The organism is Mycolicibacterium novocastrense (assembly GCF_001499835.1).
Taxonomy (GTDB): Bacteria; Actinomycetota; Actinomycetes; order Mycobacteriales; family Mycobacteriaceae; genus Mycobacterium; species Mycobacterium novocastrense.
The window spans coordinates 290133-302883 of the sequence record NZ_LQIH01000012.1; the positions used below are offsets into that span (position 1 = coordinate 290133).

The following is a 12751-nucleotide window of genomic DNA, read 5'->3' on the forward strand; positions in this document are numbered from 1 at the left end:
GTGCTTCTCCTACCTGATTTGTGTTTCCGCTTCCGCGGATTTGATGATCGAGCGGATCGTTCGTCGGCACCTGCCACAGTCCGATCCGGCACCGCAGGCGTCGGACACCTGACGCGACGTCCTGGCGCCTGAGGCGACGGCATCGGAGACCGCCTCGATCGTTATGCCGAGACACAAGCAGACATACATCAATGCAGATCCGTCCCGGCCGTCTCGGCCAGCCGCATCGCATGGACGAACCGCCCGACGAAGACCGGCGGATATGCGCCGACGCCGGCGGAGGTCAGCCACTCCGAAGCGATGTCGGAGTCCGCGATCCACTGCAACGCCGTACGGGCCGTCGCAAGCTGATGAAGGAAGAGCACTTCGCGAGGGGTGTCGAAGGCGCGGTACACGAGTGTTCGGCGAATTCCTGAGCGGTCGAAGTCGGCGAGTGATTCGCGCACGCGAGCCATGAAGACCTCGACGTTCTGGACCCGGGTGACGGCGGCAACCACCACCTCGGTACCCGGCTCGGGGGGCTCGCCGAGGTCGAATCGCTCGACGACTTCGCCGGCGAAGACGGCGGGGAGATCTTCGATGCCGACCGCGTCGAACCAGTCGAAGAAGTACGGGGAGCGGAGGAGGTCGAGCAGCGGCCGCTCGGTTCGGATCCCGATGACGACCAGAACCTTCCCGGGGTCGACCACCGACTCGTACACGAACGCATACCGCGCGCCGAGATCGCGAAGACTTTCCTCGTGCTGCGCGAGCACCGGTCCCACGCGCTCGGATTCGGCGATCCGGAACTCGACGGCGAAGATGAAGTTGCGTACGGCGGCTGGAGCCATTGCCGCCTCCTTCGATCCCGTTCTCTGCAGTCGCACCCGACCTCTCCTCGATGCGAGAATTCATATTCTCATACGGGCGTTTGTGACGGTAGACGACTGCGACGCGGGCGCTCGGCGGCGCGCACCGGGAGGCCGTGCCGCGAGAAATCAGCCATGACGACGACCGATAAAGCCTATTCTCACAGGGTGACCTACAGGGTGAAGGTTGAGCCGTACTACGACCCGTTCGACTTCGACATCGACGACGATCCCTACCCCGTATGGAAGAGGCTGCGCGACGAATCGCCGCTCTACCGCAACGACAAATACGGTTTCTACGCGCTGACCAGGCACACCGACGTCGCCCGTGAGCTGGCCAATTGGCAGGATTACCGCTCGGGCAAGGGCACCACCATCGACATCATCCTCAACGGCGTCGAGGTACCGCCGGGCATCATCCTGTTCGAGGACCCTCCGATCCACGACTTTCATCGCCGCCTGTTGTCGGGTGTGTTCACGCCACGGCGAATGGCTGCTATCGAACCGTTGGCGCGAGAGTTCTGCCGGCGCGCCTTGGAGCCACTCGAGAACGCCGAGACGTTCGACTTCATCGCCGACCTCGGAGCATGGATGCCGATGCGCACCATCGGATATCTGTTGGGCATACCGGAGGACAGGCAGATCGCGATCCGTCAGAACACCGACCGGCTTCTCGAACTCAAAGACGGTGAACTGGTCGAAGTGGCCGACGACATGCTGACGCGACAAGGCTCGATGCTGGAGGAGTTCATCGATTGGCGGTATGACCACCCATCAGACGATCTGATGACCGAACTGGTCAACGCCGAGATCGAGGAACGTGACGGTAGCCGCAGGCGGTTGACTCGCGGAGAGGTGTTGACCTACGCCGGCACGCTCGTCGGCGCGGGAAACGAAACGACGACGCGGCTGATCGGCTTTGCCGGACAACTGCTGTCGGACCACCCGGACCAACGCCGTGAATTAGCAGAAGATTTCAGTCTGATCCCCGCGGCGATCGAGGAGGTGCTGCGCTACGAGGCACCGTCGCCTGTACAGGCACGCTATGTCGCTCGTGATGTCGAACTCTATGGCCAGACGGTCGCCGAGGGTTCGGTGATGTTGCTGATCAACGGTTCGGCGAATCGGGACGAGCGCCAGTACCCGGACGCGGACCGGTTCGACATCCACCGGCAGGCCACTCATTTGTCATTCGGTCGCGGAATTCACTTCTGTCTCGGCGCCGCCCTCGCGCGGATGCAAGCGCGGGTGGCGCTCGAGGAGGTTCTGAGCCGATGGCCGGACTGGGAAGTCGATTACGCGGCGGCCAAACGCGCTCACACCACCAGCGTCAGAGGGTGGGCCACGCTTCCGGTGGCGGTATGAGGTGACCAATACCGTTGACCGCACACCGGACTCCGCTCCCGGAGAACCGACCGAAACACACTTCTCCCCGTGGCCCGCCAGGATCGGGTGGTCGCTGTTCTTCATCGCCTACCTGGCGTTCGCCATCGTGACGATCGCGAACATTCAGACAGGTCTGCACGGGGACCCGAAAAAAGCGAACCCGGATCCCGGCCCCGATCCGTATCCGCCCTTTCTCGGCTTCGACAACTGGCCGCTGGCCGTCTCCATCAGCTCGATCCCGTTGGCGATCGGCCTGATCACCGTTCTGGTGTGGTTGTCGTGGCGGCAGCGAAAGGTGCACTGGGCGGTCATCATCGCGTTCGCCGGCCTGATCACCGGGGCGCTGGATCCACTGGCGAACTGGGCGACGTTCGCGATATTCGATCCCCGCATGTTGCACTTCCCGCTGTCCTGGCCGTACGTGAACATCTCGCCGAATCTCGAACCGGCGCTGGCGTTCCTGGGCGGCTACGCCGCTTACTATCTGCTGAACGGTTTGGGGTTCTTGAAGTTGCACGACCGGTTCTTGGATCCGGTGATGCGTTGCATCGGCTGGTTGGCGCCGCGCAGACTGCTGCGGGTGTTCATCGGTGCGACGATCATCGCCGTCCCGATAAACGGGCTCATCCAGTTCACCTGGATGAGAGCCGGAATCTTCTACTACACAGAGGCAGTCGGTCCGGTGCTGCACATCGGTCATATCCACTTTCCCCTGATCATGGCGGTCTACGACGCTCCGATCTTCGCCATGGTCGCCGTGATGTGCGTGCGGGACGAGAGTGGCGAACTGGTCTTGATCAACCGCCTTGCGTGCTGGATGCCCGCGAGGCGGGGGCGCCCGAAGGTGACGTTGACCCGGCAGTTGTTGATATCTGCGACGGTGGGCCTGGTGTCGTTCGCTGTGCCGCTGGCCGTGTTGTCCGGGCTGCGGGAGGCAGGTCTGTCGCGGCCTTCCTTCGATCAGAACCCCTATCCGAATGTAAACCTGTACGACCCATACGGTCATCTCGAGGAAGCCGGCAAGCCGGGACCGTTCTACCACTGACATGGTCTGTCCCAGGCCTGTCCCACGATGACGCGAACTGTTGCCCTGCAGGGGCGAGGAGGGAGAGAACCGTGACCGACTGTCGTCGCTATCGAGTCGTCCACGTCGGCACCGGGTTGACCGGCAGGGAGGCGTTGCGCGCGGTCATCGAGGACCCGTCGCTAGATCTCGTCGGGGTCAAGGTATCGACACCGGAGAAGGCCGGGATGGACGCGGGAGAACTGTGCGGTGCACCAGCTGTCGGAGTTGGTGCGACCGATGATCTCTCAGCTGTTCTCGCGCTGAAACCCGACTGCGTGACGTATTGCGCGACCGCCGTCCGACGCGAAGAAGAGGCGATCGCGGACATCGCCACGTACCTCAGAGCCGGGGTCAATGTGGTGACGTTCTCGCTGATCCCGATGATCTATCCCCCGGCCGCACCCGCGCCATGGAGACAAGACCTCGAAAGGGCAGCCGCTGAGGGTACTTCAACGTTCTATGCCACCGGTAGCGAGCCGGGGTTCATCAGCCTGAACATCCCCACGGCTCTGCTGGCAGGAGCAGGTCGAGTCGACTCGTACCGGATGGACGAATACGCGGTCGACCTCGACAAGGCATACCCCATATGGGACGTCCTCCATGAGTCGATGGGATTCGGTAAGCCCGACGGCCATGTGCCGGTTCGAATCGCGTCTGGAAAGGTCGACAAAGACTGGAGCACGGTGGTGACCTACATCGCCGACATCCTCGGACTCGAACTCGACGGGATAGAGCTGGATTGGGAGACCCTGCTCGCGCCGACGGACCTTCCGACCGCGCTCGGTGTCATCCCCGAGGGGACGATCTGTGCGCACCGGTGGCAACTCGCCGGGATCGTCAGAGGTCGCCCTGCCGTCGCGGTTCAATACTTCGCGACGGTCAGCAGTACGCCGTGGCCCGATCGTTGGCCCAAGCCGGCACGCGAAGGCCAAGGCGGAATGGTGTTCCGCGTCAACGGCAATCCCAACATGAGCCTCGAACTGCACCTCGAGCAATCGAGCGACGACCGGGTGAATCCCGGTGTCGTGGCGACGGCGCTCGCGGCGGTGAACGCCATCCCGAGCGTTGTTGGAGCTCCACCCGGCGTGATCTCCAGCCCCCTGTCGGGGCCGTCGGTCGTCACCCGGCAGTCCAGCGTTTAGCTGCCCGTCACGCCGACGTCCACCGGAATGGCGGCAGCCGTGACGAATCTCGCCTCGTCGGATGCCAACCACGCGACCGCATTGGCGATGTCGTCGGACGTGGTGATCGCGTCCGGCAGGAGTTGCTTCGTGAACCCGGGGCGCAGCGCCGGATTCGACTTCCCCGCCTCGGCCATCGCCTCGATCATCCGACCGCTTCCCATCGGCGTCGCCACCGAGCCGGGGTGCAAGCTGTTCACTCGGATGTGGTACTTACCGAGTTCGGCGGCGAACGAACGGGCCAGCGCCGTGACGGCGTGCTTACTGGCCGTGTAGGCGATCATGAACGGCTCCACGGTGAGGCCGGCGGCCGACCCGACGAGGATGATGGAGCCACCCCGCCCGCCGGCGATGATGTGCTTGGCTCCTGCCATCACCGTGTTCCAGGTGCCGACGATGTTGATGTCGATGGTGTCCCGGAAGTCGCGCGGCGACACGTGATCCCACGCGGCCGGCACGCAGATTCCCGCGTTGGCGACGATGACATCGAGTCGGCCGAGCTCGGCGACCGCGTTGTCGACGGCGGTACAGAGACCGTCGTAATCTCGGATGTCGACGACCGCCGTCACCGACCGCCGGCCATTGGCTTTCACCATCTCCACCGTCTCGGCCAGATCCTCAGGCGTGGCGGAATCGTAGGGGACACTCGGTGGTAGCGGGCCGGCGATGTCAACGAGAATGACGTCGGCGCCATCGGCGCTGAGCCTTTCGGCGTGAGCGCGTCCCTGTCCGCGGGCCGCCCCGGTGATGAGCGCGACCTTGTCGGTCATGTCGGGCACACGCGCACGCTACCGCACCCGAGAATTCGGATTAACGGTTTTGGAGAGCGTCCGTTGCGTAAGTGATAGCTTCTCCGGTCATGGGTGTGCTCGACGGTCAGACGGCGTTCGTTCTCGGTGCATCTGCCGGGATCGCTCAGGCTTCAGCCAGACTGCTGGCCATCGACGGCGCGACACTGTACCTGCTCGGGCGATCCATGAAACGGCTGGAAGCGACGCGTGACCGAATCCACGAAGCCGCGCCGGATGCGGAGATTGTGCTGCACAAGGGGGATCCCGAAGACGAGGACACCGTGAGGGCCGCGGCACAGTCGGCCCACGATGTCCACGATCGGCTGAACATCGTCATCGGCACCGTGGCCAGCGGCGGCACGGGGCCGCTCATCGAACAGGACCTCGAAACCTTCACGAATTTCGTGATGGGCAACCTGCGCTCGAACTTTCTGGCGCTGCGCTATTCGGCGTCGCTGATGACGGACGGCGGTTCGATCGTGTTCATCTCGTCGACATCTGCCAAGATTCCGATGGAGGGGCTGGGGCACTACTCGGCGGGCAAGGCCGCGCTCGAGATGTTCATCCGCGTCGCCGCCTCAGAACTGGGCCCGCGCGGCATCCGAGTCAACGCGGTACGTCCGGGCCTGACAGAAGCGGCCACGACCCAGGGCTACATCCACCTCGAGGAGCTGACGAGCAGTTTCCTGGAACGGGTGCCGCTGGGCAGGCTGGGTGTCTCCGATGACATCGCTCCCGGCGTGCGCTACCTGGCTGGACCCGAGTCCGGCTGGATGACGGGGCAGAGCTTTGCGATCGATGGAGGAAACGAGGTCCGCGGCGCGCCACGCGGACCGATGTTCACGGTCTAACCGAAGTCAAGTGCGTTGCGGGGTGCCGTGATCGGCAGATCCAGCGACGTGGCGATTCCCGGCGCCGCTTCGACGACGTAGGGGATGGCGTTGACGACCCGCATGGCCGTCGCCTCCATTGCGTTGGCGTTGCCTGACTCCGGTGTGTCCTCGGTGCCGAGTTTCAGGTCGCACCGAATGTGGGGTTGGCCCTCGATGATGAGCCGGTAGGTGCCGTTGGGCGCCGACGCCCACTCGGGCGCCAGGTCGGGGGCCATCCGGTTGATGTGCTCGATTGTGATCACGGGGTGGCCATCGACGACGCCGGTCGTTTCCGCTCGCACCGCGCCGCAGGTTCCCGCGGGAATGGTGCCGCACGCGACATGCAGATCTCGCGGGGTGAGGACCCGCTCGTAGGATTCGGTGACCTTCTCGAGCTCGACACCGAGAGCCTTGGCCACCAGCCCGATCGGCGGTCCCCAAGCGAACTGCTGGGCACCGTCGAGTTCGAGTAGCGGCGTGAAATCGAGCGGCTTGCCGAAGCCCATCGCGTCGATCATGAGGTCCCGGTTGGGGTACGCCGAGTAGTCGAAGATCTCCTGCGCCCGTATGGACCGGATGGTGTTCGACAGCGTGCTCAGCAGCACCGCCAGCTGGTCGCCGGCAAAGCCGGGTTCGATACCCGACGTGTAGATCGTGGCTCCTCCGGACAACGCGGCGGCACGGACCTGATCGGCCAGCTGCGGGATCCATCTGTCCGGGAACATCATTCCCGGGGTGTTGGTGGTCACCACATTCAGTCCGGCAGCGAGCAGACGGACGTAATCGCGCACCGCGGCGGCGTCCATCTCCGGGCTGGCCGCACCGTAGACCACGCAATCGGGCTTGGCGGCGATGATGTCGTCGAGATCACCGGTCGTGGCCACCCCGATGGGACCCAGTCCGACGATCTCGCCGGCGTCGCGCCCGACCTTCTCGGCGCTGTGTACCCACACCCCGACCAGGTCCAGGTGCGGCCGTCGGACGATCGCACGGATCGACAGGCTGCTGATCCAACCGGTGGATATGACGGCGACCCGTAATGGCTTGTCAGTCACGGATTGAACTCCTTCGGTATCCCAGGGCGGGGATCGGGGAGGTGGCCCGGTTCCAATGCCTCGTCGCGAATGTACCGGAGCGAGAATGCAAGTTTCCGATAATGGGAAACCGTCTTCGCGAGAGCTACGGACTCACCTCTTGGACAGGAGATCACTGAGCTGTTTGGCAAGGTCCGACTTCTTGACCTTGCCGGTGGCGGTGAACGGCAGCGCCTCTTTGACTGTGACCCAGATGAACTTCGGGACTTTGTATGCCGAGAGGCGGCTGCGGACGTCTGCCCGCAGCGCCTCGGCGTCCAGCTGTGCGTCGCCGCGCGGAACCACCGCCGCGGCCACGATCGTTCCGTTGTGGCCGTCCTCGGCCCCGACGACATACGCCTCGAGAACGCCGTCGCAACTGGACAGGGCCGATTCCACTTCTCCCGGTGTGACGTTGGTACCGCCACTGGTTTTGATCAGGTCGCCCAACCGCCCGGTGAACGTGATCCAGCCGTCGTCGTACTGGACTCCGCAGTCACCCGTTCGGTAGTAGCCGTCGGGTGTGAACACGTCCTCCCGCTCACGCTTGTACAGCCGCTGCATGAGCGAGTAGCCACGCACCCAGATCTCACCGTCACGGCCCGGGGGGGCGGGGTCTCCCGTCTCCGGGTCGACGAGAACATGCGACAACCCCTCGATCGAATAGCCGCCCGTCACCGAGCGATCGACGGGTTGCGGTGGATACGGGTCGACGCCGATGTGGTTGCCGCAGAGTTCGGTCATCCCCAGTGCATTGGGCCCCTTGGGCCGGCGTTCGGGGGGCACGATGGCGGGCATGCTGGTGCGCTGCACCGAGCTCAGGTCGCGCCGCGCGAAGTCCGGGTGCTCGGCCAGCGACTTGCCTTGCTGTGGCCAACCCAGCGTGATGGTCGCGCGATGACGCTCGATCAACTCCAGCGCGTCAGCGGCGTCGAACGCCGGCTGGGTCACCAGCGTCGCACCGTGGTGGATCACCGCATGGATTCCCGTGATCAATCCACCGACCCAGAAGAACGGCATCGCCGTGAACATCACCGTGGTGTTCGTGACGCCATAGTCGAAGGTCAGGTTGTACGTGTGGCGCACCAACGTACCGTGCGTGTGCACAGGGCCTTTCGGGTCTCCCGTGCTGCCCGAGGTGTAGATGATCATCGCGTCGTCGGCCGGTGTCACGCACGACTCGACCTCCGCCAAGAAGTCGGAGCCGTATCGCTCACCCGCCCCGACCGGCAGCGTCGTCGCCCACGGCCGGTCGCAGCGTCCCCACACCGCGATCGTGCGCAGAAACGGCGCACCCGACACGGCCAGCCTGCCGGGACTGCACTGGCCGGCGAGGCCGGGCAGCGCCTCCTCGAGGCGGTCGAGGAAACTGTGGCCACGGAAGCCCGACAGCGCGAGGATTGCGCGTAGATCCGCGTGCCGGGCCGTCCACGCCAACTCGGAGGCCTTGTAGAAGGTGTTCAGCGGCACCGCGACCGCGCCGATACGGGTGGTTGCGAACCAGGCGATCGCCCAGTCGACGCTGTTGGGCATCAGGATGCCGACGTGGTCGCCCTTGCCGAAGCCCTCGTCGAGCAGCGCCGTCGCCAACCGAGCGGACTGCAGATCCAGGTCGGCGTAGGTCAGCGTCTGACCCTCCGAGATGAGAAACGGCTTGTCTCCGAACCGCGCCGAAGACGATCTGACGAGGGCGGGGATCGTGGGCGTGAGTGTCGGGAAGGGCACGGGGTGGTTTCCTTAGCAGTCCTGCGCTCGGACGGGCTGGCCTCAACAGGATAGCCATCATCTCCGGAAACGAGAATATCGGTTCTCGCTGATTGCCTCCGGCTTTAGACTCCGGCCATGTCGGTATCCGACCGGGTGGATCGACTCGAGTCCAGCCTCGAGATCGCCCAACTGCCCAGCCGCTACGCCATGGCGCTCGATGCGCGGGATCTCGATGCCCTGGTGGCGTTGTTCGTCGACGACGTGCACGCAGGGTCACACGGCATCGGTAGAGCTGCGCTCAGGCAGTGGTACGACGAGGTGCTTCGCAGGTTCTATCGAAGCATCCACCTGATCTGCGGGCATGCATTCGATTTCGCCGATCCTGACCATGCGACGGGTTCGACATACTGCCGGGCCGAGCATGAGGACGGCGACGGGTGGTATGTCATCACGATGCGTTACGACGACGTCTACGAGCGTCGCGACGGCGCCTGGTACTTCGTCAAGCGACGCGAGCATCCCTGGTACTCCGTCGACGTGACCGAGCGGCCCGGCCCGGAATTCATCCGGTGGCCCACCGATGTGCCGCTGCGCGCACAGATGCCCCACCGCATGCCGACCTGGCGGGCGTTCTGGGACAGCGGTGACCCGGCGCTTCCCGAGCGCCTGTCCCGGCGGCCGTAGCGCGCACGCAAGCCCCACGATAGTGTGATTCTCAAATCTGAAAATGCCCGTTAACGCCTGTAGGAGGACGACATTTCCGTCGATAACGTGCTCAGCGGAGTTCGGGTGCTCGAGGTCGCCGCATGGACTTTCGTGCCGTCAGCAGGTGCAGTGCTCGCCGAGTGGGGTGCCGAGGTCATCAAGGTCGAACCGCGTGACGGCGGTGATCCGCAGCGTGGTCTCGTCACCATGGGGATCGTCGACGAGGGCGGTGGTTCGGTCAACTACATGATCGAGATCCCGAATCGCGGCAAGAAGTCGATCGGTGTGGATCTGAGCACGCCGGGCGGTCGGGAGGTGGTGCACGCGCTGGCCAAGACCTGTGATGTGTTTCTGACCAGTTATCTGCCGGAGCGCCGCCGGAAGTTCGGGATCGACGTCAACGACATTCGCGAAGTGAACCCGAGCATCGTGTACGTGCGGGGATCCGGCCACGGCCCCAAGGGTCCGGACGCCGACAAGCCGGGCTACGACGGCGTCTCGTATTGGGCGCGCGGGGGGATCGCCACCGCGTTGACGGAGGAAAAGGACGAGCTCGTCCGCTCTCGCCCGGCATTCGGTGACCTGCTCGGCGGCATGACCATCGCGGGCGGTATCGCCGCGGCGCTGTACAAGAAGGCCACGACCGGCGAGGGATCGGTCGTGGACGTGTCGCTGCTCGGCCTCGCGGCCTGGAACCTCAGCCCCGACGTCGCGGTGAGCCAAATCCACGGTGGCAGCGCCATTCCCAAATTCGGCCATGCGGATGCGCCCAACCCTCTCGTGGGGACGTACCGCACGAAGGACGGGCGCTACGTCCAGTTGATGATGCTGCAACTCGACAAGTTCTACGCCGAAGCGATGCGCGTGATCGGGCTTCCGGAATTGATCGACGATCCCCGATTCGCCGACCCGGCATCGCGGTTCGAGAACCGGGTCAGCCTCATCGCCTTGCTCGACGAGGCATTCGCCAAGCGCACCCTGGCCGAATGGCGGGAGACGCTGGCAGCGCTCTCAGGCGCGTGGGGCATTGTGCAGACCCCGGGTGAGCTCTGCGAGGACCCCGCCATCACAGCCAACGGATATGTCGCACACACGGAAACCGTCAATGGCGTGCCGTTCTCGCTGCCCACCAACCCCGTTCAGTTCGACGAGCGGTCGGTCACCCCCGGTGGTGCGCCCGAGCACGGTCAGCACACCGAGGAGATCCTCATGGACGCCGGAATCGAGTGGGGCACCATCGAAGAGCTCAAGGAATCCGGAGCCATTTTGTGAGCGCGACGCCGCATCACGTCGCTGGGCGGCCCGTCGAATTCGACCCGTTTTCGCAAGACTTCTTCGACGGCGCGTACGACACCTACCGCCGCCTGCGCAACGAGGCGCCGATCTACTACAGCAGCAAGTGGGACTTCTGGGCGCTGACGCGCTACGACGACGTGGCGCCCGCCACGAAGGATTATGAGACCTTCTCGTCGGCCAGGGGCGCCACCCTGGACATGGTCAAGGCGCACGACGACGCCATCCCGGTGCCGAAGGTGATCATCTCGATGGATCCGCCGGAGCATCAGAAGATGCGGCGACTGGTCAGCAATGTGTTCACTCCGCGCGCGATCGCCGCGTTGGAGGACATGGTGCGCGAGAAGGTGTACGAGCGCATCGACGCCGTGAACCCCGAGCAGTTCGACGTCGTCGCCGACTTCTCCGCGCTGTTCCCGAACGAGGTCATCACGACCATGCTCGGTGTCCCGAAGGCGGATCGGGACCAGATCCGACGCTGGCTCGATCTCCTACTCGAACGCCGTCCCGGTGAGATCGCGGTTCCCAGAGACGGATACGAGGCCTCAGTGAACACCGGCCTCTACTATTACGACCTCGTGCGACAGCGTCGCGCGGCGCCGCAGGACGACATGATCAGCCGTCTGATCGAGACCGAGATCGAGCGTGACGGCGTGGTGGAGAAGCTCTCCGATGTCGACATCACTGGCTTCGCCACGATGCTTGGAGGCGCCGGCGCGGAAACGGTCACGAAGTTGGTGGGCAACGCGATGGTCGCGTTCGCGGACTTCCCCGATCAGTGGCGAAAGCTGCGCGATGACCGCAGCAAGATCCCCGCCGCGGTCGAGGAACTGCTGCGATACGAAGCGCCGTCGCAGTATCAGATCCGTACCACTACGCGCGATGTCACCTACTACGGCACCATGATTCCCAAGGATGCGGCCGTGTTGCTGGTGACCGGGTCAGCCCTGCGCGACGAGCGGATGTTCGACGATCCTGACCGACTCGACATCGACCGGGACCGCAAGATGGGCTTCAACCTCGCTTTCGGTTACGGCATACACAGTTGTCTCGGAGCGGCCCTGGCGCGAATGGAAAGTCGTATCGCGCTCGATGCCCTGCTCGACCTCATCCCCGAGTACGAGGTCGACCGAGACGGACTCCGTCGCGTGGCCATGTCGAACGTGTGCGGCTATTCCAACGTCCCGGTGCGCCGGACTTCCTGAAGCAGCTACCGCCGGCGCCGGGAGTTGTCGACGAATCCGTTCACCGCGTATGCGCGTACGAATTCGGCCACGGCGTCGTCGTTGCGCATATCGATCACGGCTGACGGAGTGGTGAACAGCGAGAACAACATTCGGGCGAACCACTCACACGCCGACGGCACGTCGAGGTCCGAACGGACCTCACCGGTCAGCTTCGCCGCGGTCACATAAGGGGTCAGAAAATCAGCGCATTCCTTCAGGAGCGTGGCAGCGTTCTTGGTCATCATGAGGCTGACTTCTGCTGCGTCGAAGTACGCCTCGGGCTCAACCACCCGACGCGCCTGGGCGACGAAGACCGCGGCGCGTGTCAACCGTCCCTCCAGCGTGCTGCCCCCGTGGCGGTCGATGGCCTTGGCCATGTTGCGGTAGAACCGTTGCGACGCCGCCTCGGCGCACGCTTCGACGATCGTCTCCTTGTCCCGGAAGTACTCGTAGAAGGTGCTGCGTGACACGTCGGCGGCGCGGGCGATGTCGACGATGGTCGTCTTGGCCAGCCCCCGCGTCCGGAAGCAGGAGAAGGCGGCCGAGATGATGACATCCCGGGTGTCGACCGCCACCGACTGAGTCATATCAGACGCCACCGCA

The 12751-nt window shown here is 64.5% G+C and carries 13 protein-coding genes; 7 read left to right on the top strand and 6 right to left on the bottom strand.

Going from position 1 to position 12751, the window contains the following annotated elements; translation table 11 throughout:
• Positions 1-9 precede the first annotated feature (9 nt).
• Both AU072_RS27590 and AU072_RS11640 read right to left on the bottom strand, forming a co-directional pair.
• Positions 10-189, bottom strand: a complete 180-nt coding sequence (locus AU072_RS27590; RefSeq protein WP_082680857.1) for a (2Fe-2S)-binding protein — start codon at positions 187-189, stop codon at positions 10-12.
• Positions 189-830, bottom strand: a complete 642-nt coding sequence (locus tag AU072_RS11640) for a hypothetical protein (protein ID WP_064413915.1) — start codon at positions 828-830, stop codon at positions 189-191. The genes AU072_RS27590 and AU072_RS11640 overlap by 1 nt, the downstream gene beginning before the upstream one ends.
• 153 nt (positions 831-983) lie before the next feature.
• Here AU072_RS11640 and AU072_RS11645 point away from each other — a divergent pair, with 153 nt between their 5' ends.
• From AU072_RS11645 to AU072_RS11655, 3 genes are all read left to right on the top strand, one after another.
• Positions 984-2213 carry a cytochrome P450 gene (locus AU072_RS11645; protein WP_064413916.1) on the top strand — a complete coding sequence of 410 codons (1230 nt, stop codon included), beginning with the start codon at positions 984-986 and terminating at the stop codon, positions 2211-2213.
• A 1-nt stretch (position 2214) separates the two neighbouring features.
• Positions 2215-3279, top strand: a complete 1065-nt coding sequence (locus AU072_RS11650; RefSeq protein WP_174523768.1) for a spirocyclase AveC family protein — start codon at positions 2215-2217, stop codon at positions 3277-3279.
• 206 nt (positions 3280-3485) lie between these two features.
• Positions 3486-4442 (top strand): hypothetical protein, encoded by a 957-nt coding sequence (locus tag AU072_RS11655; protein WP_064414043.1) that lies wholly within the window; start codon positions 3486-3488, stop codon positions 4440-4442.
• On the opposite strand, the gene AU072_RS11660 is transcribed toward AU072_RS11655, so the two are convergent.
• Positions 4439-5251 carry a mycofactocin-coupled SDR family oxidoreductase gene (locus AU072_RS11660; protein WP_064414044.1) on the bottom strand — a complete coding sequence of 271 codons (813 nt, stop codon included), beginning with the start codon at positions 5249-5251 and terminating at the stop codon, positions 4439-4441. The genes AU072_RS11655 and AU072_RS11660 overlap by 4 nt on opposite strands.
• Positions 5252-5340: 89 nt before the next feature.
• Between AU072_RS11660 and AU072_RS11665 the strand changes: the two genes are divergently transcribed.
• Positions 5341-6123 (top strand): SDR family NAD(P)-dependent oxidoreductase, encoded by a 783-nt coding sequence (locus AU072_RS11665; RefSeq protein ID WP_064413917.1) that lies wholly within the window; start codon positions 5341-5343, stop codon positions 6121-6123.
• Here AU072_RS11665 and AU072_RS11670 read toward each other — a convergent pair.
• The gene (locus AU072_RS11670; protein ID WP_407937598.1) at positions 6120-7199 is read right to left on the bottom strand and encodes an NAD(P)H-dependent amine dehydrogenase family protein; all 1080 of its coding nucleotides are present in this window, start codon (positions 7197-7199) and stop codon (positions 6120-6122) included. The two genes, AU072_RS11665 and AU072_RS11670, sit on opposite strands and share 4 nt — an antisense overlap.
• 132 nt (positions 7200-7331) lie before the next feature.
• Entirely contained in the window at positions 7332-8942 is a 1611-nt protein-coding gene (locus AU072_RS11675; RefSeq protein ID WP_064413918.1) for a class I adenylate-forming enzyme family protein, read from the bottom strand.
• A 135-nt stretch (positions 8943-9077) separates the two neighbouring features.
• On the opposite strand from AU072_RS11675, the gene AU072_RS11680 reads away from it, so the two are divergent.
• The 3 genes from AU072_RS11680 (at position 9078) to AU072_RS11690 (ending at position 12127) form a co-directional block, all read left to right on the top strand.
• Positions 9078-9608: a nuclear transport factor 2 family protein gene (locus tag AU072_RS11680; protein ID WP_064414046.1), complete on the top strand. Its 531-nt coding sequence runs from the start codon at positions 9078-9080 to the stop codon at positions 9606-9608.
• Between the two features lie 72 nt (positions 9609-9680).
• A complete protein-coding gene (locus tag AU072_RS11685) occupies positions 9681-10901 on the top strand; it encodes a CaiB/BaiF CoA transferase family protein (RefSeq protein WP_064413919.1) in 1221 nt (406 codons plus the stop codon).
• On the top strand, positions 10898-12127 hold the full coding sequence (locus tag AU072_RS11690) for a cytochrome P450 (RefSeq protein WP_064413920.1): 1230 nt from the start codon (positions 10898-10900) through the stop codon (positions 12125-12127). Before AU072_RS11685 ends, AU072_RS11690 begins: the two co-directional genes overlap by 4 nt.
• A 5-nt stretch (positions 12128-12132) precedes the next feature.
• Here the strand turns inward: AU072_RS11690 and AU072_RS11695 are convergent, their stop codons facing one another.
• Complete coding sequence (locus AU072_RS11695) at positions 12133-12735, bottom strand: TetR/AcrR family transcriptional regulator (protein WP_064413921.1); 603 nt, start codon at positions 12733-12735, stop codon at positions 12133-12135.
• Positions 12736-12751 lie beyond the last annotated feature (16 nt).

What these genes read in the sequence shown, in the direction of transcription:
- AU072_RS11655 (WP_064414043.1), top strand. Translation starts at nt 3,486, where the DNA reads ATGGACGCGGGAGAACTGTGCGGTGCACCAGCTGTCGGAGTTGGTGCG.
- AU072_RS27590 (WP_082680857.1), bottom strand. Translation starts at nt 189, where the DNA reads ATGTATGTCTGCTTGTGTCTCGGCATAACGATCGAGGCGGTCTCCGAT.
- AU072_RS11640 (WP_064413915.1), bottom strand. Translation starts at nt 830, where the DNA reads ATGGCTCCAGCCGCCGTACGCAACTTCATCTTCGCCGTCGAGTTCCGG.
- AU072_RS11695 (WP_064413921.1), bottom strand. Translation starts at nt 12,735, where the DNA reads ATGACTCAGTCGGTGGCGGTCGACACCCGGGATGTCATCATCTCGGCC.
- AU072_RS11665 (WP_064413917.1), top strand. Translation starts at nt 5,341, where the DNA reads ATGGGTGTGCTCGACGGTCAGACGGCGTTCGTTCTCGGTGCATCTGCC.
- AU072_RS11645 (WP_064413916.1), top strand. Translation starts at nt 984, where the DNA reads ATGACGACGACCGATAAAGCCTATTCTCACAGGGTGACCTACAGGGTG.
- AU072_RS11660 (WP_064414044.1), bottom strand. Translation starts at nt 5,251, where the DNA reads ATGACCGACAAGGTCGCGCTCATCACCGGGGCGGCCCGCGGACAGGGA.